We start from the raw sequence: 25,825 nt of genomic DNA on the forward strand, positions 1-25,825 counted from the left end.
GTCCGCGTACCGGGATCCACCGAAAGCGGTACGGGCGATGCCATCAATTCGGTGCTCGGCGCGCTGCTGCTGCATCCGCTGTCCGAGGTCCTACCCCGGGGCAAAGCCCGCCCGGCAACCGGGGCCTGCCGCAATACTGGCGGCCATGACGAACACCCCTGCCGCACCCGCCCCGTTCTCCCGGATCAAGATCCGGACTGGGGCGCTGGTGTTCTGCGGCGACGACGTCGCCCTCATCCGCCGCGACCGCGCCGACTCCACCCACTACACCCCGCCCGGAGGCAACGTCGAACACGGCGAAGACCTCACCCACGCCCTCGCCCGCGAGCTCGCGGAAGAACTCGGCCTGGACACGGCGGCGGCCGAGGGCGGGGACCTGATGTGGGTCGTCGACCAGCGCGTGACCCGCCCGGGCCCCACCCCGCCACCGCGCAAGCTCCACCTGATCTACCGCTTCCACATCAGCCCCGACATCCGCGCGACCCTCGCCGAGCAGGAACTGGACGAGCTCCCCGACGGCGGCCACGAGGTCGGTGTCATCGAGTGGATCGACTACCGCAACACCGCCGAGCTGCCCATCTTCCCGCCCATCGGCCCCGCCCTTGCCGCCCTCGCCGATCCGCACGCCGCCGTCACTGACACGGCGCTGGATGCCGTCACCGACGCGAACTACACATGGGTGTAGTTCTCAGACGCGCCCGCCCGTGACCGGCCGGCACCAGGCTCTCGCCGCCCGACCCAGCCTCGGATACGAAGGACGCCGAGCCTGACCAGGCCAGGGCCGGATAGGACGCCATGGCTTCCGTACAGGCCGCCGCAGGTCCGGCACGAGGCGGTGCAGTCCGTGGCGGCCGGGGTCATGAACTCGCAGGGCCCTGCCAGATGCGACTAACCGAATCACCGCAGTGAGCCGCGGCTCCGGGCACGCGCAGGGGGCACCGGACAGGCGCCGGCAACGGGGCTCGGCGGCCTTGCGAGGGGCTTTGGGGGCGGGCGGCCCGGCCGGGACCATGTGGGTGTCCTGCATCGTCCAGCCGTCGACGGGAACACGGCGGTAGGCCCGGTTGCGGTGTTGCGGTTGAACCGCTTCATGTCCTTGACCGTCGTGAACAGCAGCAGCATCCCGTCCAGCAGCCCGAACGCCCCACCGTTGACCAGTCCGACTCCAGGGCGAACACCCCGTCCGGGATTCCGTCCTCATCGATCAGCCGGGGTTCCGCCGGCCCACAATGCTCAGGCTCACCGTCGCGGTGATCTCGTGCCCGCGGGCCAGGTGGTCCCGGCCTCCCGAACACCCCGGCACATCATGAGCCGGGCCTGCGAACACCTCGGCCGCGATGTAGCCCGCGCGCGTCCCTCTCCGCTGCGGTGGCCCGCTCCAGAGCGGCCTGACGGGAGACGGCTGACCTGGGCGGTGCTGATCTCGCGCAAGGGATCCGTAGTGGTCGACCAGGCCGTGAGGACGGGTGTGGCGATGTAGAGGTAGCGGCGGATACGGCTCCAGTCCACGGTCTTGTGCTGGTGGCGGCCGGTGCCGCGCATGACCCGGACCCAGGCTGTCAACTCGTCGGACAGGGGGCTGGTAGGCAAGAGACGCCCACCAGGACCGCGGCTTCGAGCGCGGCTTCCCGGGCTGCCGGTATCTGGCGTCTCGCGGCGGAGGCTGCTGGGCATGCGGTTGGCCGGACGCGGCCAGGGATGTGTCGGGGTCGGGGAGCAGGAGGGCACGGTCTATCAGGAAGTCGGTGATCTTGTTGGCGGAGCGCCCTGGCCGGACGGCGGCTACCGCCCGTATGTCGCTCTCCTTCGTCACAATGTCCGAGCGTCGTCGGCGCGGCAGCACGGTCGTCCGCGGCGCAAGTCGTGACTACGCCGTGCATGGCAACCACCGCGCTGCTGGAGCTATAAGGAGACATTGCTCCAGCAGCGGGGGCACCCGTGGGCATCTGCTTCTGTGGCGCTCAATGCAACTGGGCGAGCGAAAGGAAGATCCTCAGGCGATCGGGTCGTGAGGTCTCGGAGACTGACCGCAGTCGCCATCGAGCTTTAGGCGCCTTCTCATGGCTGGTCTCGTCGTCAGAGGCGGTGATGTCGTCCTGCTGCACCTCCGTGAACGCATAGCCATTGCTCGCATCACCCAGAACGGGACAATGCTTTGCCGCTAGAACCAGACACGTCTGGTGCATGGCAGCGGATGTGACCACCGGCGATCCATCCTGTGGTCTCTCCAACGCCACCCACGCGGTCGTCGCAAGGTCGTAACCGCAGACCTGGCAGCCCCACTGGCTACGGCACATTTCTGCTTTGACCCGCTCGACCTCTTTGAAGAGTGGCTCGCTGTCTCCCATCGGGGTGACCCACGGAAAGGGCAGCCCGGCCACCACAGGGCGTGGCAGTCCTGCGGGGTTTTGGAACTCTTCCCCCTTGTACTGCGGGGGGTGGACGTAGACGACGTCCTTCATGCGCTGACCGTCGTCCCGAGTGCGGAGATGGACAATTCGCTGACCGGAACGGGGTTTAGAGGGCAACGGTGCCCTCCTGCAGCCGCTCGATCATGCGCTCGGTCGTCGTCAGGGGCGCCTCCCCCGGCTGAACACTCTCGGCTATGACTCCTGGCTGGTCGTTCCAGGTCTCGTGTCCCTTGAAGGGGATGGTGTCGTGTGGTGTATACCGAGGCAGCCTGCGGTAAGTGTTCACACCGTCTAGGGGCTCTCCGGCGACCATCACTGGGTCAAGGTAGAGGCCGCGGCTCTCGATGCGTGTGGATGTCGCGATGTATCCGATGTCGAGGCCGCAGCGCCGCTTCGCCGACGTATTGGCCTCTGAGCAGTGCAGCAAGTGCGGGTGGTGGATCGAGACGTCTCCGGGGTTCAGCTCGATGTCGACAATGCCCTGTTCCTCAGCCCAGTGGGAGACCAAGTCGGTGTCGGCCTCCGAGAAGAGCATGTTGGGTTTGTCCGTACGCAGGTTCGGTGCGTGCAGCGGGAGCTTGTGGCTGCCGGGGATCATGCGTAGGCAGCCGTTCGCGGTGGTGCTCTCGTCGATGGCCAGCCAGACCGTCAGCGCCTGCATCGGCGCCAGCTTCCAGTAGGAGCCGTCCTGGTGCCAGAACACCGGCTGACCGTCGTAGGGGGGCTTGCAGATGTAGTGCGCCGTGAAACAGGCGAGGTTCGGGCCGAGGAAGTGCTGGCCGATTTTTGCCAGCCGCGGGTCCGTTACCAGGCGGACCCAGAAGGCGTCGTTGCGGATCAATGGGTGGTGGAAGTGCTCAGGGCGCAGCTCCGGGTATTTGGAGGTCAGCCATTCCACGTGGCTGCGTGCCTCCTCCAGTAGGTCCTCAGGTATGACGTTGCGGATGATCGCGAAGCCGCGCTCCTCGTACTCGGCGGCCGCCTGCTTCAGGGGGGTCATGTGCTCTCCGAATGAACCGGTTGTTTGCTCAGGGTGGTTGGAAGGTTCGTGGTGGTCACACTTCCCATTCGGGCGGAAGTGTGCGGTGGCTACGTAGGGGGGAGACCAGCAGCAGGACGAGGGGGAGCGCCATGACCAGCCCGCCGACCCACAGGGCCGTGCTGGTGGACCAGTGACTGGCGATCAGGCCGCCGGCGAGGGCTCCGAGCGGGGTGGCGCCCTGGATGACGAAGCTGTAGGCCGCTGTCACTCGCCCCATATAGGCGTCGGGCGTGACCCGGGCGCGGAGGCCGGCGGTTGAAACGGCTCTGCCGACGATGGCGATGCCGATGAGGACCTGGGCCACTGCAACAAGCGGCACTGCGGCTTGCCGGAACACGCCGGCCAGGGGGGCTGCGAGTACGGCGAAGGGCGCCAGTCCCGAAAAGACCAGGGTCATGCGGATCTCGCCGAAGCGGCGACGTAGACGCGGTGCCAGCAATGAGGTGCAGAAGCCGGCTACGGCTCCAAGGGTGGACAGCAGTCCGAACAGCCAGGTCGCTATGCCGATTTCTTTCAGCAGGAATATGGGAAGCATCGACAGGAGGATGCCTGCGCCGACGTTGTTGAGGGCGGCCTGGTTGAGCAGGAGTCGTAGTAGGGGTTGCTGGAACAGGACGCGAATTCCGCTCGTGATCTCCTGTGTGAATTTCTGTTCGGTCTTGGTTGGGGTCCGCGCAATGTCTCCAGTCGGGTGGATTCGCCGCAGCAGGAGCAGCGACACGAGGTGGGCGAGAGCGGCGAAGCAGTACAGGATGGGGGCCGCGATGCTTTGTGTGACCAGTCCTGCAACACTGGGCGAGACGGCCTGGATGGCGGTTTCGGAGCTCTGCAGCCGGGCGTTGCCGTCTGCCACACGCCGTCGGGGGAGCACATAGGGCAGCACGCTGCTGTGTGCGACGTCGAAGAAGACGCCGGCGAGGCTCACGACCAGTGCCACGAGGACCAGTTGCGTCACGGTGAGTACGTCGAGGAAGTAGGCGAGCGGCACGCTGGCAAAGGCGATCGAATATGCGATGTCGGCACCTATGAGCACGGGCTTTTTGCGCCAGCGGTCGATCCATACGCCGGCGGGGAGCCCGATGGTGAGAAATCCTGCCCTACTGCATACGAAGATCAGGCTCATGACCAGGGGCTGTGCGTGCAAGAGGAGCAGAGCAGTGATCGGCAACGCGAACGAGGCCACCTCTGCAGCCGCGTACCGGAAGCCGTTGGCTGCCCATAGCCGCCGGAAGTCGGGGACCTTGAGAACCTCGACTTCGTCGTCGGAGGCCACGCCAGCCGATGAGGGGAGCGACACGGGTACGGCCTTCCTTCAGTGGACGAGCGTCAGCCCGGTGCTGACGTCGAGGTCCGGTTGGGCGGCGAGCTCGGTGAGCGCTTTGCGGTCGATCTTGCCGTTGGAGTTCCTTGGTAGCTCGCCGGCGGCCAGGACGATCCTTTGCGGGATCATGTAATGCGGTAGCCGGTCCCGGAGCACGTGCGGAATTACTCTGGCGTCATTCATGTGGTCCGCACTCACGAACGCCGTGATCACGGTGGAGAACAGGGCGTCTGGTGTGGCCACGACCGCGCACTCGTGGATTCCATTGAGGTCGTGAACGTGCCTCTCTATTTCGCCGAGTTCGACCCGGAAGCCACGTGACTTCACCTGGGCGTCCCTGCGCCCCACGAACTCCAACTCTCCGGCCGGATTCTCCCGAACCATGTCGCCTGTGGCGTACCATCGGTGACCGTCCGAGGTGCGGACGAAGGCCCCGATCGTCTGCTGTGGGTCCAAATATCCCTTCATCAGCATGCTGCCGCGGACCAACAGTTGTCCGGTATGGCCGGGCCGAACCGGTTCCAGTTCGTCGTCGACCACTACGATCTGTGCACCGGGGAGCACCCGGCCGATGGGAATGACGACATCGGGCGACTGTGCCTCGTGGACCTCGTGAAAGGTGGCGACATTGCTTTCCGTGGGTCCGTACACGTTGAGCAGCCGTATCCCGGGGACGGCCGTGAACAGGGTGTTCACGTCGCTCGGCGGCAGCACCTCGCCTCCGACCACGGCTGCGCGCAGTGAGGCGAGCTGTGGAAGCAAGTCCTTGCCCCGGCGGGCGAGCCAGACCAGGGTTGAGGTGACGGCGTACCAGACGGTGCCCCCGACCTGTCGGCAGAAATCGATGTATGCGGCGGGGAACGGTGCCGCCGAGGCGGGCATGAGTGCAACGGCGGCACCGACCCGCGCGGCACCGAACAGGTGCAGTGTGGTCGGGTCGAAATGCAAGGGCGCCGAGTTGATGATGACGTCCTGCTCCGTGAGCTGAAGTTCTTCGACCGCCCAGTCGACAAAGGCAGAAGCGCTCGCGTGTGTGTGCACCACGCCCTTGGGGACGCCGGTGCTGCCGGAAGTATGAAACACATAGGCGAGATCGGGGAGGGGTTTCCGGGGGCTTACCAGGTTCGTGTACCACAGGGGTGGGTCCTGCGGGGAGCCGGTGGGTAACGTCTGCCAGGCAAGGTCGGGAGCCACTGTCTGCCACTGGTCGCGGGCCGCGGTGTCCGTTATGAGGAAGCGGGGCCTGCTTCGTTCGACGATGAGCCGGGCGCGGGTGATCGGGCCATCGGGGTCGACAGGCACGTACCCCGCGTCGGAACGCAGGATTCCATGCACGGCCGCAACCGCCAGGCGGGTCTTCGCGCCGTGCCAGGCGACGCAGTCTCCGGGCCGGATGCCGGCTTCACGCAGCGTGCGGGCTATGCCCTCTGCCATGCCGTTCAGCTGGTCGTATGTGAGCGCTCCGGTGCCGTCGATCACGGCGGTGCGGAGGCCGTGGCGGGCAGCGGAGGTCCGCAGGTCGTCCGCCAACGAGGGGCTCGAAGGCATCAGTGTCCCTTCGACTTCAGGAAGGCCCGGATGGCGAGCGGGGTCTCGAAGTGCGCGGGAAGGATCTCCGAGTCACGCACCGTGATGGAGAATTCCTTTTCCATCACCGCCACCAGACTCAGCAGCGACAGGGAATCGATGATCCGGTGGGCGATGAGCTCGGTGTCCTCGCTCACCTCTGCTCCTGCAGCCACCTCGCGGACCGCGGCCAGCACAATCCGCAGCACGGAGTCTTCTGTCATCACAAACCCAACCCTTCGGCAATGATCTTCACCTGCATGTCTGAGGTGCCGGAGTAGTACCTGCTCGCCACCGCGTCGGTCAGCAGGGCCGTTGCGCCCGTCTCCGGCAACAGCGCGTAGCCTCCATAGACGTCTGGAAGCTCCTGGCAGAACCGGTTGAATTCCGTGCTGACGTGGAGTTTCGTCAATGAGGAGCGGCCATGATCGAGGGTTCCCGCATCCGCACACCGCGCCGTGGCGTGGAGCAGCTCGCGCGCGCTCGTCAGGCTGACGTGCATGCGTACCAGGCGCTGGCGGATCGTGTCGTAGGAAGCGAGGGGATGCCCGAACTGGCTTCGGGACCGGGCGTGTTCCACGGCCTGGCGCAGTGCCCGCGCCATCAGCCCTAGTGCTGGAGCAAGGATGAATGCCCGCTCGTAGCGCATGGCGTGCATGAGAACGGCGAACCCGGCTCCCGGGCCGCCGAGTACGTCGCTGTCGTCGAGGGCGCAATCGTCGATGTTCAGCGTGCCCAGGTCCGCTCCCGTGAGCCCGGACTTGTCCATGGCCATCCCGATGTGCAGCCCGGGCGTGCCGCGGGGGACTAGGAACGCTGTGAGACCGGTGAGAGGGCTGCCCTCGGCGGTGCGGGCAAGGATGAGGAAGACGTCGGCGGTCGGTCCGTTAGTCACAAAGGTCTTGGAGCCGTTCAGGCGCCAGCGTCCCCCGCTGTCTCGGACGGCGCGGGTGCTCAGCGACAGCAGGTCGGATCCCGAGTCGTACTCGGTGGCCGCGAAGGCGCCTTTCGCGGCTCCTGCCAGGAGCGGGGTCAGGTACTTCTCGTGTTGCGGCTTGCTGCCGAATTCGATGAGCGGTTCCTGGCATGCCCATGCCTGTGCAGCCATTGCGAATGGCGTGCCACTCAGACCGCTCTCCTGAGCGAGTGTTTCCAGCGCCAGGCATGCTGCCTCGTACCCGGCGCCGCCGCCTCCTGCGGATTCGGGGATGGCCAGGGACAGCAGTCCCTGAGAGGCCGCTGTGTGCCAGAGGCTGTCGCCATCGCGGCACTTGGCCGCCCGTGATCGCAGTCCGGCCAGCCAGTACGTGAACTCCTGCGAAGCCAAATGATGTTGCATCAAGGCAGCTCGCCCTCATTCAGGGCGTTCCACCGGAACACTTGGTGGGACTCGGACAGCCCGAACCTGTGGAAGACTGACGGCTGCTGGCCGAGCGGGGTAAGCGCCAGCAGATCGCGGTCTGTGCCTACTCCAAGGCTTTCGGCCATCCAGTGAAAGATTTCTTCGGTGAGGCCGGTGCCCCGGGCGTTGGGCCGGATCTTGATCTCATGGAGGATCAGGCGGTTCTTGCCTCCGGGGCGCAGCCGGCCGAGCGCGGTGAGCGCGAATGCCGCGATGACCTGGTCTTCCGACTGTGCGATGTAGTGCGTGGTTCCGGAGGCGTTGGAGCGGTCCGCGAGCCGGAAGGTGAACTCCTGGACGTCACCGCCTCCGTAGATGTCACGGATGGCCGCAGCATCGGCCGTGGTCGCCTCACGGATGGTGTACTTCCCTGACGGACTATCCACCGGCCACCGCCGACATGATCATCACAGTGGTGCGGGCCTCGACCACGACGTCTAGTGTGTCCAGGTCGCGGATGTTGTCCTCGCCGATGTAGACACTGACAAAGGGGAGGAAGCCACCAGAGCCGTCGGCCAGGTGCTGCTGCAGAGCCGGGTGGCGCTCGTAGACCTTGTCGATCACTTCCCGGAACGTGCCAGAGGGCACCTGAAAGCGGCTCTCACCGTCGGCGAACCTGGCAAAGGGGGCGGACAGGACGACCTTGACCTCAGACACCGGGTACTCCTTTCCGTACTTGCTCGGCTGTGTTCATTCGGCGCTGCTCTGTGTCGTGGGACTGCTGTGACCGATAGCTCTCCCAACTCTGGATGGCCTGGTGAAGCTGAGAGTCGTAGTCGGCGTCCTGGATGAATCCATGGCCCCTGCCGTCGCGGAGCATGACGGCTCGGGCGCTCGGGTGACCGTCGAGGCAAGCCATGATGGGCTTCAGGTGGTGCAGCGCGAAGTAGGAGTCCCTCTCCGAAACCAGCGCGTGGAGGTAACGTCCCGCGCCGGGTGAGGCCCAGTCAGCGATGACATCGGTCGTCCTGCGTGGTGCAGCCATGCCGGGCAGGTGAGCAAAGGGCATCGCCTCCCCGCGCCACTGGGGCAGGACCGTTGGGTCATCGTGGGGCGAGATGACGAACGCGAGGTCACCGCCGCCAGCGCGCATGCAGTGCTTGAGTGCGGCATAGCCGCCCGAGGAGAGGCCGTGCCAGACGGCGCCCTGCAGACCGTGGCGTTCCAGCAGAGTGGCTCGAAGGTCGTAGATACGTGGGGCGAACTCCTCCTCGCCCAACAGGAACCAGCCACAGCAGGAGTCTTGGGTATGCATGTGGATCGGGTCGGAGAAGGACAGACACACGGACCGTTGCGCCTGTTTCCACTGCTTGCGGGCGAAGACCGGTGGTACATGTTTCTCGATGCGGCTGAATCCGTGGAAGAGAATGTGCAGGTAGGGGCTCTCGACGACGTCGGGAATCGTCACCTCGTACTCGAGGACATACCCGTCCGGATGCCGGAAACGGTCCCGCTGAATCTTCACTGGAAACCTCGTTGTCGATGAACTGTGTGCCACAGGCACAGGTCGCTATGCGGACAGGGTGCGTCCTTCGGCGAAGGACAGGCCGGGGCAGACGACCCGGACGACGCTGAACGGCTCGCCCGGGCCGGACAACCGGACCACCAGAGGGTCGTGGCCGGTGACTGTCGTGATCCGCTGCGCCAAGCCCGCCAACTCGCTTTCCAGGTCGTGGTGAGCGGTTCCGGAGGCGCTCGGTGCCGCATCGAGACTCACGAAGTCCGTCCCGGCGAAAGAGGCAGGTCTGGGGCTCGCGTCGCGCCTAAGGTCCTGGTCCGAGGGGATGTCGTCGCGGGTGGCGGTGATCTCGGTGAGCCGGCTCTGCACCGCCTCGGTCAAGGCCCGGGACAGGGCAACCACTGGGTCCAGGTGACTGCCCGACCCCGCGCACACGATGGGAAACAGAGGCGACCACACGAACGCAGCGAAGGTCGGTACGGCGAAACGGTTCGGGATATAGGAAAGGTGGAAGTCCACTCCAGCGGCCTTGAGCAGATCAAACAGGGACCGTAGATGCCTGTCCTGGATGGTGTCTGGGGCGATGGCCAGGCGGCGTGGGTCGGTGCTGGACGGGTTCACAGCCAGGACATCGCGTTCTATCGCCTCGTACAGGGCGTGTACGCAGGCCTCGGCAAATGTGTTACCGGAGGCGAGTCCCGTACTGCTGGACTCGAAGACACGCGGGCGACCGAAGTGCGATCCGCTGTAGGACAGCTGGACCAGGTCAAGGGGCACAGGCACGGCTCGGTCATCCGTCAACGACCGGGCTCCGACCCACGACAGCTGCAGTCTGCTGATCCACTCACCAGTCACCCGGAGGTTCAGGTCGGTCAAGGCATACGGCAGGCGCAGGTCCGCGGGGGCGGCGGTGAACGTACCGTGAGGCGGTCGCTCCGCGTGCCACAGCTCAATGGATTCCATAACAGCTGAGAGCTTGGCCAGCAGCGGAGAGGCACCCTTGCCCTGGGATACGGCCAAGGTCTCCGACCCAGGCCTTATGGCCAGGAAGACCGGGATGCCGATGTTGTCCAAGCGGGTGACATCGGCCACCCGGGTAATGCCGTAGCGGCCTAGCAGAGGAGCAATCCGCTTCCACGTCGTCTCAGGGGCGACCGCACGGTGGGTGCCGGGCAGCCTGAGCTTATGCACGTGCCTCTCCTCTGACGGGCCGTGTCCCCGTGAGGGAGCCCAGGTAGCCGATGGCGAAGTAGCGCAGGGCGGACGCCGCACCGCGGACGGACGGAAAGCCTCGCCGGGTGCACTCCGCGATCAATTCGGCATCTGCGGCCACGTTCCAGATCCGGCGCAACAAGCGTGCACATGTGGCGTCGGAAATCTGGATGAGGCTGCGCTCGGGATGGGTATCCAGGTGGCGCCGAGTGCGCTCCAGCCAGTCGGTGACCTGGGCCCGGTCCTCGTCCGACTCCCTACGCAGCAGCAGGTCCGCCTCTCGCGGATCTGCCAGGTCTGGCAGTGGACACAACAATGCCGTGATGCGGGTACGCAGGACCGCGTCGTCGTACCACTCGTCCGCCGCGCTACCGAGCTGCTGCCGGACGTGGTCCCGGAAGGCGGCGGGGTGGCTGGCGTTCCCCGTGTCCGCGCACCGATGCAGGAAATCCCACCAGACGTCGGGGAAGTTCGTCGCAAAGATCTGCTGGAAGGCGACCCGGTGTCGGATCGTCGGATCAGCTGGCGCAAATTGATTGCGCCAGCGCCGGTGGTACTCCGTACGCCAGTCCCGATCGTCCGCGGCCATCGGGACTTGCGCCGGCCGAACCTTCGGAGCCTCGGTCGGTCGGCTGCTTGTCGCTGCGGAACGCCGGAGGCTGTCCGGACGGGTGCCGAGGCGCTCAGCGAGGGCCAGAGCTTCGAGAGCATCCGCCCGTTTTTGGTCGAAGGCGGTCGGCTCGACAGCAAGACGGTCGGAATACCAGTTTGCGAAGGCACTCTCGCCGCGCTGGCGTGCCACAGCAAGAATCCGTTTGGAGGTACGCAGAGGGTAGTACTCCTGCGCCATCTGGTCGGTCAGGGACCGGCCAGAAGCCTGCGTGAGGAGGCCCTTCTCTTGGGCCTCGATTACCGCAGTGTGCAGATTCACCAGCGGCACGTTGAGCGCGGCGAGCGAGTCCGTTTCAGCGTGTGCCACGCTGACAGCATCATCTCCGTCGAATACGCCGTCGCGGTACCAGCCGTAGATACGGCCGACGCCGATCATGCCGAACTGGTCAAGTTCGGCAGCTCGCAGCGCTCCGATGCTGGCTGCACCGACCACCGTCAACCCGCGTGCCAGAGCGTCCAGGATCTCTTTGTGCCGCAGAGCCAGTCGGTGATGGTAGAGGCCGTCCACAATGACGATGACATCCCCAGCTGAGAACTCCTCCGGGAAAAGGTCGCCATGCCGGACGGGGCCGTGGACGCTGACGTGTGGGTAGCGCTGTCTGACTAGAGGTTCGGGGCACGACGGCCCGACGAACGCATGTACCGCCATGCCCCTCCCCCTTCTTCAACGGCGTGCCGGCTATCGAGCTGGACCAGGCAAGTCAGTCAGCACGAACCACCGGATGTTCCTGTGTCAGTTACGCACTTCACTGTCGGTGATGATCAGCGGGGTCCCATCGAACAGGCCCTCGAAGTCCTCACCCGTGAGCTCCTCGGTCTCGCTGGCTGCTTCAGTAATGACCTCAGACATATCTATCTCCCATTTCTTCGAATGAGGGAATTTCCGGCGCCCTGTGACGCCATGTGGACGCTATAGCGACCCAGCGTCGAATGTCCAGACGAATATTTTTTGCCACTCCGATCCGGCCGGCTACGTGTTGCGATCAAGATAAATTCCCAACCGTCGGGTTTCTTTGCCAATCCTTACTGAAACGCTGCCAGAATTTATCATTCCTTGCCGTCCACTTTGCCCATCCATGGTTTACTTTCACGCTGCACGCACGTAAACCGCCGACAGAATGTGCAGGTCAGATCGAGCCCAAGAAGTGCGTCCAACGTCGCTGGAGGTTGACTGAAATTTGCATCACACTGTCTCAAAAAATCTCATTGACTGAATAGGTGAACCCATGCAGGATCGGACCAGTCGACCGAACTTCTGAATTACTCACGAAATAAACGGGGGTGCGGGTGAATTTTCAACTCACGCCTATAAGCCTGGTTGTCGCTGCGCTTCTTTTTCATCAGGTGAATCGGTTATGGGAATACGGATTCACAGGTGTCGGACACCACTTCGCTCCAGCCTTCGGCATTCGGCTGCCCCGCAGGACAGCAGCTGCTGGGCAGCTGATCGCCCTCCCGGCCGCCTTACTGATCACGTTGACGATCCCGTCGCCGGCCGGCCGCGTGACTGCAGTCCTGCTGCTCGCCTTTTGGGTGCTCGCCACCCAGGTTCGGCTCTCGGATCACTGCTGGCTGGGGGCCGTAGCGGCCACCGTCATGGCGTTCACCCCAAGTACCGTCCAGGCCCTCGTAGCCCAGGACCTCCTGGCCGGCGTTTACCTGACGGCAGCCCTGCTGAAGGTCAACGAGGAGTACCTGTTCACTGAGCGCAGCGCTGGCCGTGTCGTCACCACCCACTACCTACGCCTGCTCGGCCTGCCCGTCTCCCCCCGGCTCCTGGCAGCTGTGCCGACCTTGGTCATCCTCGTCGAGTTCCTGGCCGGAGTACTCACCTGCGTTCACGGCTTGCAGCAGTGGGCCCTGGGACTTGCGATCCTGATGCACCTGGTCTTCGGAGTGTCGGGCAACTACCCCTTCTCCGTAGTGGCACTGGCCCTTTGGGTGACGGCGTTCTCGCCGACGGGCCACATCGAGCTGGGCGGGTCCTTCTGGATCATGGGGGCGGCGTCGCTCTTCGTCGGCCTGCTGTCCGTAGCCATGGGACGCACCGCTAGAGGTCGTCGTTCTGCCAGTTGGCTGATCAAGGACTTCTATCAGGGGGCGGTATACGGCTCCCTCTGTGTCGCGGCCGCACTGGCGCCGGCATCCGGTCCCGATCGGTCCGTGCCTTGGGTGCCTCTCGTTCACAGCCTTGTTGTTCTGGCCTTCGTCGTGAACTTCGTGCTGGTCGTCGCGCGCATCAAGCTCGAGTGGAGCTTCGCCATGTTCACCAGCTTGCGCCCCTTCGGACGTTCCTGGCTGGAACGGCAACGGTTGCGTGAGTGGCCGCGTTACTACGCACTGACGTTGCCGCCCCGCATTCCGAAATCCCTCTTGCGAGACATAGACGCGACGTTCGTCTACCTGGCTACCCGAGACGAGAACGTCGTGCACGAAGGGGTAGCCCATCACCTGGAGGCGGTCGCACAGGAACACAATGTCACCTTCGCGCCACGGCTCATGACGATCGATGCCGAAAAGCGCGAGCTTGTTCCGTCACAATCGGATCACTCCCCGCCTCTTCGGCGATTCCTCGGCCACCCTGCCCTGGTGCCGAAAAGCCTGGACCGCCGGTATCTGGCTTGATCTGACCCGACGCGATATTGCGATCCCCTCATCCCGCTGACGCGAGGCTCAGAGTTTCGCCTCGAACAACGTCAAACCGATGGGTCTCGGACAATTCTTCACGCATATCGGCCAGATGCCTCTCCGGCCGAGTACAGGTCACCCCTCCGAATGGCCGAGCCTTTATGATCCTTCCCCACCGGAACTGAGTGAGGAACTATGGAAACGGGCGACGCATTCGGATCGGCACTCAAGAGAGCTTGGCAGGAGGGAGGCGTCCCAGGAGTTGCCTGGGAGGTGATCGAGCGCGACGACGGATTCCTCACGGTCAACGACGTGGCCCGTTACTTCGCGCCCTACGCTGACTGGGGACCACTCGAACAGGCCATATGCGACCGAGCTGTCGGCCGAACGCTCGACGTTGGCTGCGGACCCGGCCGACACGCCATCCGGCTCCGCGAACAAGGCTTGGACGTGGTGGGCATCGACAGCTCACCAGGAGCTGTTCTCGTTGCACGGACCCGGGGAATCGACGCCCGGGAAGTATCCATAGACACAGTTGGTCCAAGCTTGGGCCTGTTCGACACGGTTCTGCTGGGTGGTCAGAACATCGGCCTCCTCGCAAGTGCCGAAGAAGCACCAGCGATACTCTCCCGGCTGGCCTCAGTGACCCGTTCGGGCGGGCGCCTGCTCGGTGTCGGGGTTGATCCCTACAGCCTGCGACACCCTGCCCACGTTACCTACCGCGAGCAGAATGTGTCGCACGGCCGGTTGCCCGGCCAGCAACGCTTCCGAATCCGTGACGGGATCACAGCGAGCCCTTGGCTAGGGTTTCTCTTCGTCTCCCCGAAAGAGCTTGAGAAGATCGCCACTGGCACATCCTGGCAACTACGAGACGTAACAGTTGCGGGAGCACAGTACTTGGCGGACTTCGTACGCGCCTGACGAGATGTACGTGGACCGTCGGCCCGCCGACGACCGCCGGCCATCCACATCTGGTCCGCAAGGTGATCCCCAAAAAGCGACCTAAGGGCTGTCCCGTAACTGATCTTTGAGTCGCCTTGGGCAGGGTCGGTCGCGATGCGGTCCGCTTGCCTATCCGGCGAGGGTGAGGTTGTGCATGCGGGCGATGCCGAGCATCGCGTGGTGGACGCCGTCGCCTTTGAGGCGGCAGTCGCGGAGAATCTTCCAGGTCTTCATACGCGCGAAGACGTGCTCCACGCGGGCCCGGACCTGCTTGTGGGATGTGTTGTGTGCTTCCTTCCAGTCGGGAAGGTCTTCGCCTTTGCGGCGGCGGTGGGGCATGACGAGTCCGGTGCCGGGATAGCCGCCGTCAGCGATCGTGGTGGTCTTGCCGACGGCAGCTTCGGCGCCGGATTCCTCCCACGCCTTGCAGTCGTTGCGGTTTCCGGGCAAGGGCTGGCCGACCATGACCACGAGTCGGGTGTCGGCGTCGATGACGACCTGGTGGTTCGTGGAGTACCTGTAGTTCTTCGACTGCGCGGCGATGGCGTGGTCACGGGTGGGCACCAGGGTGCCGTCCACGATGAGCACGGCATCCTTGGCGAACCGTTTACGGGGCTGGAGCGCGAGAATCGGCCCGAGGTGGTCAATGATGCGGCCGACCGCGGACTTGGAAACCCCAAACAGCGGCGCCAGCTGGCGCAGGGTCAGGTTCGTGCGCCAACAGGCGGCGACCAGCAGCATACGATCCTCCAGTGGCAGGCTCCAAGGCCGGCCCTTGCACACTGGGTCCGCACCGTCGCGCCGCAGCGCGGCGATGAGATGGGGCTCGCTGTGGTTCCACAGCCTTGAGTAGGCACTCGCGGTCGTCCACGATGAGTAGTCCGTCCGGAAGACTCTCGTCCTCCAGCAACGCGCGCAGCTCAGAGGCGTGTGTGGCGAACGCGGCCCTGCACCATTCCCGTTCTGGGTGATCGCACTCGTTGCCGAAGAGCCCCGCCTGGCCTTCGTCGACAGGTCGAGACAGCTCCGCGACATAGGCCAAGAGTTCGACCAGTCCGGGGCGCACCGCGATGTCAGGGACGGCTGCCAGGCGGATCAGGAAGGGCAAGGCAGTCGGCATGGCCGCGCTCAGGTGAAGAATGCTGTTCATCAAGACGTTGCCCAGCACGCGCAGGGCCTCGGGGCGGGCGGCCTGATCGAGGAGCCCGCGGAGCAGGACCGGGATCCCAGCGGGACAACCGGGAATCTGCGACCAGTCGGCATCGGCGCAGCCCACAAGCGCGGGGTGATCGCCTTCGGCTTGCCCTGCCTGCGGATACTGGCGGAGGAACCGAGCGACAGCAGCCTCTCTGGCCGCCGCATCCATTACGCACATCCCACTGCCCCGGCTCAAACGGCATCGCCCCTGTGAGCGTCCGCCGGATGAGACTCGTCCTGGATTGGCCGTCGAGCGCAAGTGCCAAGGTCGCCGACTGACACCGCCCGCGCGGGCGTAGTGGTGTGACAGCCCGGCGCTGCATTCCGGGACAGCCCTTAGCGAACGCCCCGCCAGCCCCTACGCCGACTGCGCCCTCGACAGCGGACGGCTGCCAGCCCGTCCAGACCAGAGTCCGCCAGTCGGTGCCGGTCCACACGACCAGCGACGACGAGGGCGGGTGCATCTCGCTCCCGTGCCAAACCGGTTCGAGGATCTCCGCCCGGTCCGGGGAGGCCGGACGCAGACCGGGCACCACGTCGAGGCGCGGGGCCACTCCGGCGCGTCGAGCGGCCGCACACAGTTGTCGCGGACCGGGGAGGCGTACACGAGGTCGGGGGCCGTGCTGCAGAACGTCGGCCCGAGCGTACGAGCCGCGATGCGCGGCGTACCCGCGAGCGAGCAGCTGAGCGTCCTCCCGGTTTGTGCACCGCCCCACGGTCTGCCACGCGGACACCCCACCCCCATACTCCTCGCCGAGGACGCGGCCTCCCAACTGAGGTCGAGCCACACGGTGACCTCCCAGCACAGGTCGGCGGTCGGGGCGAACAACTGGTGCGGATCCACGATCCGGCCGGGCTGTCGACCGGCCACCTGGTGTGTGCCCAGACCCACCGGTCACGGTGTCGCCCTCGGCGCGGACCGGAAGCGGCACCTGAGACGCACGGTTGCCCGGGTGGCACCGGGAGCTGTTGGGGCCGTGCACCAGCTCGTGCAGCACGTACCCGTCCACGGCCGGCCGGACGATCGCCCACCGTTGCCACTACGGGCGCTCGCCCTGGGCCCGGGCCAGCTGCTCCGCCTCGATCACGTCCGGCGTCACCACGTGGACCGGCAGCGCCTGGTCGGCATCGGCAGCGGCGAGGACTCGCAGATGGTCCACGATTAGGCTCGTGCTCGGTAAGTGTGGCCTCGTCCACGACCGGCAGGTGCGGAGGCAGAAAGGCGCCAGCGGAGGCGCGGAGCCCGGCGGCGTACTTCATGCCGGACCGGGCGGCGGCGCGGGCCTCCCGGGCGTTGGTGTTCTGGTACTTCGGCATGACGTCTCCAGACCGGGCAGGCCCACGCCCTCCGGACCACGTCAGGCGCCCGTAGCCACCGTCGGGTCCACCGCACCCGTTTCGTCCCCGTCGCTTCGTCGAATCACTTCACCGGCACCACTGTGCGTCGAGGGGCCGGCACCGTCCAGGTCGGGCCCCGCTGCAACATCGCGTCCGGCGCACGGGGAAGAGCCCGCGCCCGGCTGTCGAGGGTGACGCGGTGGGAGACCCGGCATTTTTTCTCCGCATGGGCGAGACATTGGATGCTCTGCTCGGCAGCAGCTGTCCGAGGCAAGAGAGCATTCGCTTGTCAAGTGCCCCTTCTGGGACTTGAGTTGCTGAGGAATCGGACATTCCTCGACCATTTCCTCCCGGCGTTTGAGCGAACCGGGCACCGTTCTCAAGATCTCGACCAAGTATTCGATGTCACGCCAGGGGTCGAATTGAGTATTCCACTTCTGAGCGCAGGTCAAGGAGGATTGGTGGTCAGAAAGAACAAAGCAAGGGTCGCACTAGTGGGATGTGTATCCATTCTTCTGGGTCTCCTCACTCCGGTCTCGGCTCACGCATCTCCGTTCCAGCAAGTGCCCTCCAACGGATCGGAGGTGCTGGCTCAGCAGAAACCTCAGGACCTCGCCGCGCGTCGGAAGCAGGTGAAGGAGGACGTCGCTCGCGCAGCAGGCGGGTCGGTTCGGATGCTGGCACCGACTGGTGGTGCTGTTGCAGGGCCCAGCGAAGAACGGACCCGGCAGCGGTTGCTTGAGGCGCACCACCGGGCTGCGCCAAGTCCTGAAGGGTCTCGGCAGGCTGCGCCAGGTGACATCTTCGGAACTCCGGATGACGTCCAGGTCATAGGTCCCGAGGGGTCCATTCGGGCTATCAGCCAAGGACGCTACGGGCACGAGGTGTACTTCGACGGGTCTGTTTTCATGGGTGAGACAGTCACGTTGTCCACCGGGATGGAGAATTCGGATGCCAAGCTCGGCCCCGACGGCAAGTGGCTCGAGGTTCCGCATCAGGTAAAGGTCACCTGGCGGGTCAGCTGCGGGAAGATCACCACCTATGACCTGAACCAGGTCGTGAGCGCACCGTCAGGCTTCTACGCGAGTGAGCGGAACGCGGCCACGCCGCATGTGAGCATGCAGGTCAAGATCACACCGCAGCTGTGCCCTGAATCTGGTCTCTTCGCCGCAGAGGCGATCGGAACGGTGATTGACGTTCCCGCCGGCGACAACACGGGCGTGAAGCCTGTGGTCCCTCAGTTCGCTTCGGGCATCTCGGACGGGGAAAGCTACGGGTGCGGCGCGGACTGCGGTACTACTGGCTTCGCTCAGCCGCAGGCGCACCGCAACGGCACGGTGAATACCGCCACCGGGGCCTTCAACCTGGCACCGAGTGATCTGACGCAGGGAATGTCCGCAGAAGGCTGGGCGGCGGCACGTCACTACTCGTCGAACAATGCCGCGAGTGGCGCCCACGGGCAGGGCTGGAGCGTGCCCTGGGAGACCAGGCTCTCGAAGGACACCGGCACGGGGAACGTCACACTGACCTCGGACAGCGGATCGAAGCACAAGTACACGGGCCACAGTGACGGTACGTTCACTTCTCCGAGCACGAGCCGATCCACCCTCAAACACCTGCCCATCGGCGGATACACCCTGACCACGCTGCAGCAGAGGGTTCTCTCCTTCGACGAGTCCGGCCTGCTGACCTCGGACAAGGACCGTGCCGGGCGAGGCGAGAGCTACGCCTACAGCGGCGGCAAGGTGTCCTCGATCACCGCGGCGAACGGCGTGGTCACGACGCTCCAGTACACCGGCGCCCTGGTGACGAAGGCGAGTGGGAGCGATGGGCGCAGCGTCGACTACGGCTATACCTCCGGCCGCCTCACATCCGTCACCGGTAGCGGCGTGACCACCGAGTACGGCTACGACGCCAGTTCCCGGCTGAACTCGGTCAAGGACGGCAACGGGCACTTCCCTGTGCGCAACGTCTATGACACCCAGGGCAGGGTCGTCACACAGACAGACGCTATTGGCGGGGTCACGAGGTACAGCTACGCAGCCAGCGAGACGGATACGACGGCACCTGACGGGGGGATCTGGACGGACCTCTACTCAAACAACCACCTTCTCGCCCAACTCGATCCGTTCGGCAACAGGACCGAGTACACCTACGACGGCGACTCGAATCTCACGCGCACCACCGACCCTCTCGGCAACGCCTGGAGCTCTGACTACAACGCGGCGGGACGGCTGACGAAGGTCACGGCTCCCGATCGCAGCCAGAGCTCCTACACGTATGACGCCAACGGGAACCTGGCAACAAACAGGGACGGGCGAGGAAACACCCAGACCTACGGTTACGACTCATCTCGGCACCTCAGCTCAGTCAGGGATGCGCTCGGCAATTCCAGCGCACTCACCTACACGCCGGCAGGGCAGCTCAAGACCGTCACGACGCCACTGGGCAAGACCCAGACCTTTGGATACGACGCCAACGGCAACCTGAACGCCATCACCTCGCCCCTCGGCACCAAGACCACGGTGTCCTACAACGCCGCGGGCCTTCCCCTCACGGTTACGGATCCTCGCGGCAACGAGGCCGGGGCGAACGCGGCCAGCTTCACGACGACCGTCACCTACGACGCCGCCGGCCGTCAGGCATCGGTCAAGGATCCCAAGGGCGGAGTCCTCCTCAGGGCCTACGATCCGGTCGGCAATCTCAAAACGGTCACCGACGCCCTCGGGCGCGTGACGACGTACACCTACGACGCCGCGAACCGGATCTCTTCAACGACATCTCCGGGAGGCCTCACCACGTCGTCCACCTACGACGCAGCCGGGCGTCTCATGACACGAACTGACAGCCAGGGCGGTAAGACCACCTATGGGTACGACAAGGCCGGCCGCATCACGACCATGACAACGCCCCGGGGAAATGCCTCCGGAGCGAATCCCGCCACGTTCACTTGGGCGTACCGCTACGACACTGCCGGCCGCCGGATCGCCGTCATCGATCCGACCGGCCAGATGCGGACAACCAGCTACGACACCAGATCCCGGCCCGAATCTGTCACCGATCCGATGGGAAACACCGCCAGAACCAAGTATGACCAATCCGGCAACATCGCGGAGCAGACCGACGCCCGGGGGAACAAGACCTCCGCCGTGTACGACAAAGCCAATCAGCTGCTCTCCCTCACGGACGGGAACGGCAATACCCTCACGTTCAGCTATGACGCCGACGGCAACCGGATCTCGGAGACGTCCCCGCTCGGCTTCACGACGTCGTACGGCTACGACGCGGCAGGCAGGCTGGTGTCGAGGGTCGAACCCCGCGGCAACGCCACCGGTGCCGACCCCACTCAGTTCACATGGCGGACCGGCTACGACCAGGCCGACAACGTCATCAGCCGGACAGACCCTCTGGGTAACGCGGTCACCAGCACGTACGACGCGCTCAACAACCTGACTGAGCAGACAGATCCGCAGAACAAGAAGACCAGCTACGTCTACGACGCCCTGAGCCGAGCCATCCAGATAACGGCCCCAGACGGCGGCATCACGAAGATGGCCTTCGACTCCGGCGGGAACCTCTCGACGCGTACGGACGCGAACCTACGTGTCACGACATATGAGTACGACAAGGCTGGCCGACGTACCAAGGTCACCGACCCGCTGAACAGGGTCACCCAGTACGGCTACGACCTGGACGGAAACCGAACCAAGATCACGAACGCTCGCGGACAGACCGTCACTAGCATTTACGACGGCCTGAACCTGCTGTCCTCGAGCACGTACTCGGACGGCACGCCGAAGGTCTCCTACACCTACGACAACGCTGGGCGCCCTGCCACCATCACCGACGGCAGCGGCGTCCGGACCATCGGATACGACCAGACGGGTAGGCCCCTCACCATCACGGCCCCCGGCTCGACGAATCCGTTCAAGTACACCTACCGCGCGGACGGCTCTGTCAGCGGTCGGACCTATCCGGACGGGCGGAACACCTCGTATGCGTACGACGCCGACGGCAGGATGACGGGCCAGACGCAGAACGGCAGGACGACGACCTACGGCTGGGACGCGGCAGGCAACCTGCTCTCCACCACAGTGCCGACCACCCCGGCCATCACGGAGACCCGTACCTACGACCAGGCCGGTCGTATGGCTTCTATAACCGAAGGAGCGGGAACGCGTCAGTTCGTACGCGATGGCTCAGGCCGGGTGACGACGGAGACCTTCAAGGACGCGACGACCACCGGCCTGCCGAAGCGGTACGACTATGACGCTGCAGGCCGACTGACCCGGGCGTGCAGCGACACGAGCCTCCTCCTCACCTGCCTCCCCGGCACCACCGGCGAGCGCAACACCTTCGACAAGGTCGGCAACCGGCTGTCAGCAACGACGGGCGCCACGACAACGAACAACGTGTTCGACGCCGCAGACCAGATGACCAGCAGCACCACCGGTACCGCCGTCACGGATCTGACTTATGACACCGACGGCAACCTGACCAAGGACGGCGCCGGCACCTACAGCTACGACGCGCTGGGCCGGGCGAAGACCACAACCATCGGTGCCGACACGTTCACCTTCGTCTACGACGCAGACGGAAACCGCACCACCACGAAGAAGAACGGCGCATCGATCCGCTCCCACCAGTGGGACGTGAACAACAGCATTCCGCGGATCGCGACCGACCTCAGCCAACCTTCTGGCTGGCTCCTCGGCGACTACCACTACGGACCCCTCGGCGAGCCGCAAGCCGTGGACACCGGAGCGGCGAGCTTCTACTACCTGCACGACCGGCAGAACTCGACTACCTCGGTCCGGGACCTCTCAGGTATCGAGAACTACAAGTACACCTACGGAACCTGGGGCACCTTCACCGGAACAGCCGGCGGCGGCACACAGCAGACCAGCGTCTTCGGCTTCACAGGAACCTTCAAAGACCAAGTATCCCGAGGAAAGATCGACCTTCCAGCCCGCGGGTACGACCCGAAGGCCGGCCGCTTCACCAGCCCGGACCCCCGCCCGGACACAGCCTCACCGACAAACTCCTCCACCTATGCCTACGCCAACAACGACCCCGTCAACCAGTCAGACCCCTCCGGCGCCTGCCCCCTTTGCATCAGTGCCGGAATCGGGGCAGCCTTCGGCGCTGTAGTCGAAGGAGGCATCTACAGCTGGCAACACCGTAACGGCGGCTTCACCGGCTCCGGTCTGGCCATGGCTGCGGGCCGAGGCGCCGTGGTCGGCGGTATTGCTGGCCTCCTCATGCCCGGCACAGGCAGCTTCGCAGCCCGATCGCTCGGCCTGACCGGCGGACGGGCACTCGCTACATCAACAGCAGTCAACGCTGCTGTGGGTGCGGGCTTCTCCTACGCAGTCAACGAAGTGAACTGCCGCCCGACGGACCCCTGGGATCTACTTCTCGGCGCAGTCGGCGGAGGCAGTAGCAGTCTCATCGGGCCCGCATTCAGCTGGATCCGTAGCCTCGCAGCCCCCCGGGCCCAAGTCTTCGCCCTCGGCTCTCCCAATGCCTTCCGGTCCTTGCGAAAGGGTGAAGGGCCTGGAGCCAGCCTTGTACGGCCAGGAGCCGACGAGTCTGTCGAGCCGTGGGAGCACGTCATGGGCCACGAAAACTCTCCATGGATATCGGTCACGACCAGCGCCAAGACGATGTTCGACACCTACGGCAGCGGCAGCGTGACAGGATGGAAGGGGAGCGGCGAATACGGTTACGTTTCCCTCGACCTCAGCAAGACTAATTCCAGGATTTTCGACGCGGCCAAGAATCTGACTGTCCCGGAACACATTCGAGCAGTTTTCGGGGATGAACTGTCGGATAACGCCACTAGACATAATGAGCTGCTTGTGTACTTGCGTCTGGAGGCCGAAGCAATAGTTCACTACTGGCCGCCCGGCACAACCCTGGAACAAGTCATGAAGGATATCGGTAGGAGCTAGAGTGGTAGGAGAAGAAGGGAACGCCCCGCCTTCGGCTTCGTGGAGGGTGTACGTCGGCGGCGAGCCGGTAGGTGATCTCTACCCGTACGGCTTCGATCAGCCTTGGATCACCTGCAGGTTTGCCCCACTGCCCGGCTGGAGCTCGGAGCTTGAAAGCCTCTTCAACGCGCAGAACGAGGCGGCCAGGAATCGATTCCCCGTCGACCGGATGGGGCCAGTCAGGGAAATTCGCGATAGGGGGGTGAAGCTGCATCCGCTACTAGCGGAAAGTGAAGAAATAATCAGCCCTCTGATTCTCTACATCGAGAATGGCGAGGCGCGTTTCAGGTGATGGCGCGTTCCATCTGGGCAGGGTGAGCAACTGTGCCCTGACTTGGTGCCCGTATTGGGTCCCCGCCTCATTCACGGCGGGGACCCAAGGCGCCAGCGCGTCGAGCCCTCGGGCCTCCACCGGCAGACCAGCGCCGGCGCCTCCTTGGTTCTGGGCGCCGTGGACAAGCTCCACCCCGGAGTTCAGGACCTCGTCGAGCCTCTGGAGCGGCGCTTCCGCACGGCACCCCACCGAGGCTTTCGGCATCCACTGGGACGACCACGACACGGTGATCTTCCAGCTCGAAGGCGCGAAGCGCTGGAACCTGTACCGGGCCACTTGCACGGACCCGCTCCGCCTGGATGTCGAAGCGCCCCAGAAGCCCGAGGGGCCGCCGCTGGCCGAAGTGGTCCTGCAGCCTGGGGACATGCTGTACGTGCCGCGGGGCTGGTGGCACGCGGTGGCCGCCACCCAGGGCCGGTCCTTGCACCTGACGTGCGGCCTGACCCCGGCGACAGGCCACCACCTCCTGGTGTGGCTGGCTGGACAGCTCCTCCACTCCCCCACCTTGCGCGCGAACGTGCCCACGGTGGCCGGGCCCGCCGAGCGCACGGCGTACGCCGAGCAGCTGCGCAAGGAGGTGTTCGAGGCGCTCCACCCCCACGTTGTCTCGGAGTTCGCCGCCTCCCTGGACGCCCGCGACCCCGGCCACCCGGCCCCCTCCCTCCCGTACATCGGCGACGTCCCCGCCGACCCCGGCCTGACCCTGGCCCTCACCACCGCCCGGGCCGCGCTGGAGGGTGCCGACGAGGCCGTCGTGCTGCGCGCCGCCGGACACGAATGGGAACTCCACACCTCCGTCCGCCCCGCGCTGGAGGCCCTGGTCTCCGGCGCCCGCCTCACCTTCGGGGACCTGGCCGAGCGCTCCGGCCTCACCGTGGAACAGGTCGCGGCCCTCGCCACCGAGCTGGTATCCAAGGACGCGGCAGCCGTCTCCCACTCGAGGTAGGACCCGCCATGTTCGAGGCCCCCGCCCCTGCCACCGTCGACCGGATGCTGGCCGCCCAGCAGCACGCCGCCGCCCAGCTCGGCCTGCGCGCCACCGGCCGCCGGGTGTGGGGGTACCGGGGCCGGACCCTGTCCTCGGCCGCCGGTCCGCACTGGCTGCGCGTGGTCTGCGCCGAGGCCGGCACCGAGGGCGGCACGCTGTGGAACGGCCCGTCCACCTCCCGCGCCCTCCCCGTGTCGGCGCCGCGCCCCGACCTGTTCCGCATCCGGGACTGGACCACCGAGAGCTACGCCTACCGGGCCGAGCTATACGCCCTCGCCCCGGACCCGATGGTCTCCCCGCGCCCCGTCCTCGACGAGGACCCGTGCCTGCCCGAGACGTGGTGGAAGGAGATGCTGGCGGCCCTGGACGCCCTCGCCGACGTGCCGCCGCCGGTGGACCGCGAGGCCGTACGGGAGGAGTACCTGCGCCGCGTCATCCCCGAGTTCACCGGCTACCAGGTCGACGACGTCACCTGGTCCACCGCCCACGGCGACCTCCACTACGGCAACGTCACCCGCGGCCCGCACATCCTGGACCGGGAAGGATGGGGCCGCGCCCCGTACGGCTACGACGCGGCCACCCTGTACGTCTACGCCCTGCTGACCCCCGAGACGGCCGCCCGCATCCGGACCCAACTGGCCCCGTCCTGGACCGGCCCGAGGCCCGCACCGGCCTGCTCACCGTCTGCGCCCAGGTCCTCCAGGCCCAGGACCGCGTCGACTTCTACGCCGAGCTCGCCGATCCCGTGCGCGAGCACCTGGCCCACCTGTAGCCGCGGCCGCGCCTACGCGGAGTCGACGCTGCGCCGACCTGCGGCCAGCGTCGGCGGGCCGGAGGCAGAGGGCTCCGACCCGGATCCATGCGCCCGGCGCAGGCCCGGCTGCGGCCACGCGTAGAACCGGGACACGGTGCTGGTCGACCCGTCCAAGTCGACGGCCACCTTGTAGATCACCCTGCCGTCAGCCCAGTCGTGCCGCGCCATCACGGCCCCATACCGCCGTGCCTCGCAGGACCACACCCACAGGGCCGGACGGTCGCCCGCAGGCCAGCTCCAGACCGTGGGCGCGCGCCCGTCCTCGGGCCGCCACGGCCGGGACTCCACACCGAAAGCGGCACCGTCCTCGGCCACGTCGAGCCCGCCTACAAGGCCGGACGCCGCTCCGGCTGGAACGGCTGGGCCGCAGGCTCCATCCGATCCTCCGCCCTGCCCGTACACGCCACCCGGGACCAGGCCGGAGCCGAGGCCCTGCGCCAGTGGATCGCGCTGGCCACAGCCAAGCCCAGATTGCTCTGACCGCCCGCGCCCGAGCCGATCCGCCC

Annotated in this window: 20 protein-coding genes; 8 read left to right on the forward strand and 12 right to left on the reverse strand. The window is 65.8% G+C overall.

Going from position 1 to position 25,825, the window contains the following annotated elements:
- The first annotated feature begins 145 nt into the window (after positions 1-145).
- Positions 146-685, forward strand: coding sequence for an NUDIX domain-containing protein (locus ACFYZ4_RS11195; RefSeq protein WP_390783698.1), 540 nt, complete (start codon positions 146-148; stop codon positions 683-685).
- Positions 686-1,961: 1,276 nt separating this feature from the next.
- Here the strand turns inward: ACFYZ4_RS11195 and ACFYZ4_RS11200 are convergent.
- Genes ACFYZ4_RS11200 through ACFYZ4_RS11250 form a run of 11 tightly spaced genes read right to left on the reverse strand, consistent with a single transcriptional unit; the run spans position 1,962 to position 11,734 of the window.
- A complete protein-coding gene (locus tag ACFYZ4_RS11200) occupies positions 1,962-2,462 on the reverse strand; it encodes a hypothetical protein (protein ID WP_390783699.1) in 501 nt (166 codons plus the stop codon).
- Positions 2,463-2,517: 55 nt separating this feature from the next.
- Positions 2,518-3,411, reverse strand: a complete 894-nt coding sequence (locus tag ACFYZ4_RS11205; RefSeq protein WP_390783700.1) for a phytanoyl-CoA dioxygenase family protein — start codon at positions 3,409-3,411, stop codon at positions 2,518-2,520.
- Positions 3,412-3,466: 55 nt separating this feature from the next.
- A complete protein-coding gene (locus ACFYZ4_RS11210) occupies positions 3,467-4,726 on the reverse strand; it encodes an MFS transporter (RefSeq protein ID WP_390783701.1) in 1,260 nt (419 codons plus the stop codon).
- Positions 4,727-4,765: 39 nt separating this feature from the next.
- On the reverse strand, positions 4,766-6,322 hold the full coding sequence (locus tag ACFYZ4_RS11215) for an amino acid adenylation domain-containing protein (protein ID WP_390783702.1): 1,557 nt from the start codon (positions 6,320-6,322) through the stop codon (positions 4,766-4,768).
- Positions 6,322-6,564: a phosphopantetheine-binding protein gene (locus ACFYZ4_RS11220; protein WP_390783703.1), complete on the reverse strand. Its 243-nt coding sequence runs from the start codon at positions 6,562-6,564 to the stop codon at positions 6,322-6,324. The genes ACFYZ4_RS11215 and ACFYZ4_RS11220 overlap by 1 nt, the downstream gene beginning before the upstream one ends.
- Complete coding sequence (locus ACFYZ4_RS11225; RefSeq protein ID WP_390783704.1) at positions 6,564-7,667, reverse strand: acyl-CoA dehydrogenase family protein; 1,104 nt, start codon at positions 7,665-7,667, stop codon at positions 6,564-6,566. The genes ACFYZ4_RS11220 and ACFYZ4_RS11225 overlap by 1 nt, the downstream gene beginning before the upstream one ends.
- 11 nt (positions 7,668-7,678) lie before the next feature.
- Complete coding sequence (locus tag ACFYZ4_RS11230) at positions 7,679-8,128, reverse strand: GNAT family N-acetyltransferase (RefSeq protein ID WP_390783705.1); 450 nt, start codon at positions 8,126-8,128, stop codon at positions 7,679-7,681.
- Positions 8,121-8,399: a hypothetical protein gene (locus tag ACFYZ4_RS11235; RefSeq protein ID WP_390783706.1), complete on the reverse strand. Its 279-nt coding sequence runs from the start codon at positions 8,397-8,399 to the stop codon at positions 8,121-8,123. The genes ACFYZ4_RS11230 and ACFYZ4_RS11235 overlap by 8 nt, the downstream gene beginning before the upstream one ends.
- Complete coding sequence (locus tag ACFYZ4_RS11240) at positions 8,392-9,207, reverse strand: hypothetical protein (protein WP_390783707.1); 816 nt, start codon at positions 9,205-9,207, stop codon at positions 8,392-8,394. The genes ACFYZ4_RS11235 and ACFYZ4_RS11240 overlap by 8 nt, the downstream gene beginning before the upstream one ends.
- A gap of 45 nt (positions 9,208-9,252) precedes the next feature.
- The gene (locus ACFYZ4_RS11245; protein WP_390783708.1) at positions 9,253-10,392 is read right to left on the reverse strand and encodes a YcaO-like family protein; all 1,140 of its coding nucleotides are present in this window, start codon (positions 10,390-10,392) and stop codon (positions 9,253-9,255) included.
- Complete coding sequence (locus tag ACFYZ4_RS11250; RefSeq protein WP_390783709.1) at positions 10,385-11,734, reverse strand: TfuA-like protein; 1,350 nt, start codon at positions 11,732-11,734, stop codon at positions 10,385-10,387. Before ACFYZ4_RS11250 ends, ACFYZ4_RS11245 begins: the two co-directional genes overlap by 8 nt.
- A gap of 638 nt (positions 11,735-12,372) precedes the next feature.
- On the opposite strand from ACFYZ4_RS11250, the gene ACFYZ4_RS11255 reads away from it, so the two are divergent.
- Together ACFYZ4_RS11255 and ACFYZ4_RS11260 are read left to right on the forward strand one after the other, a co-directional pair.
- Positions 12,373-13,710, forward strand: coding sequence for a hypothetical protein (locus tag ACFYZ4_RS11255; RefSeq protein WP_390783710.1), 1,338 nt, complete (start codon positions 12,373-12,375; stop codon positions 13,708-13,710).
- 276 nt (positions 13,711-13,986) lie between these two features.
- Complete coding sequence (locus ACFYZ4_RS11260) at positions 13,987-14,634, forward strand: class I SAM-dependent methyltransferase (protein ID WP_390783711.1); 648 nt, start codon at positions 13,987-13,989, stop codon at positions 14,632-14,634.
- A 150-nt stretch (positions 14,635-14,784) separates the two neighbouring features.
- Here the strand turns inward: ACFYZ4_RS11260 and ACFYZ4_RS11265 are convergent, their stop codons facing one another.
- Entirely contained in the window at positions 14,785-15,498 is a 714-nt protein-coding gene (locus ACFYZ4_RS11265; protein ID WP_390783824.1) for a transposase, read from the reverse strand.
- 124 nt (positions 15,499-15,622) lie between these two features.
- On the opposite strand from ACFYZ4_RS11265, the gene ACFYZ4_RS11270 reads away from it, so the two are divergent.
- The 5 genes from ACFYZ4_RS11270 to ACFYZ4_RS11290 all read left to right on the forward strand — a co-directional run bounded on the left by ACFYZ4_RS11270 (position 15,623) and on the right by ACFYZ4_RS11290 (position 25,401).
- The gene (locus tag ACFYZ4_RS11270; protein ID WP_390783833.1) at positions 15,623-16,066 is read left to right on the forward strand and encodes a hypothetical protein; all 444 of its coding nucleotides are present in this window, start codon (positions 15,623-15,625) and stop codon (positions 16,064-16,066) included.
- 2,008 nt (positions 16,067-18,074) lie between these two features.
- Positions 18,075-23,144, forward strand: a complete 5,070-nt coding sequence (locus ACFYZ4_RS11275; RefSeq protein WP_390783712.1) for an RHS repeat-associated core domain-containing protein — start codon at positions 18,075-18,077, stop codon at positions 23,142-23,144.
- A 1-nt stretch (position 23,145) separates the two neighbouring features.
- Positions 23,146-23,475, forward strand: coding sequence for a hypothetical protein (locus ACFYZ4_RS11280; RefSeq protein WP_390783713.1), 330 nt, complete (start codon positions 23,146-23,148; stop codon positions 23,473-23,475).
- On the forward strand, positions 23,453-24,463 hold the full coding sequence (locus tag ACFYZ4_RS11285) for a JmjC domain-containing protein (RefSeq protein WP_390783714.1): 1,011 nt from the start codon (positions 23,453-23,455) through the stop codon (positions 24,461-24,463). Before ACFYZ4_RS11280 ends, ACFYZ4_RS11285 begins: the two co-directional genes overlap by 23 nt.
- An 8-nt stretch (positions 24,464-24,471) precedes the next feature.
- Complete coding sequence (locus ACFYZ4_RS11290; protein WP_390783715.1) at positions 24,472-25,401, forward strand: hypothetical protein; 930 nt, start codon at positions 24,472-24,474, stop codon at positions 25,399-25,401.
- Positions 25,402-25,825: the final 424 nt, after the last annotated feature.

Origin of the sequence: Streptomyces sp. NPDC001513 (assembly GCF_042894695.1) — a bacterium.
GTDB lineage: Bacteria > Actinomycetota > Actinomycetes > Streptomycetales > Streptomycetaceae > Streptomyces.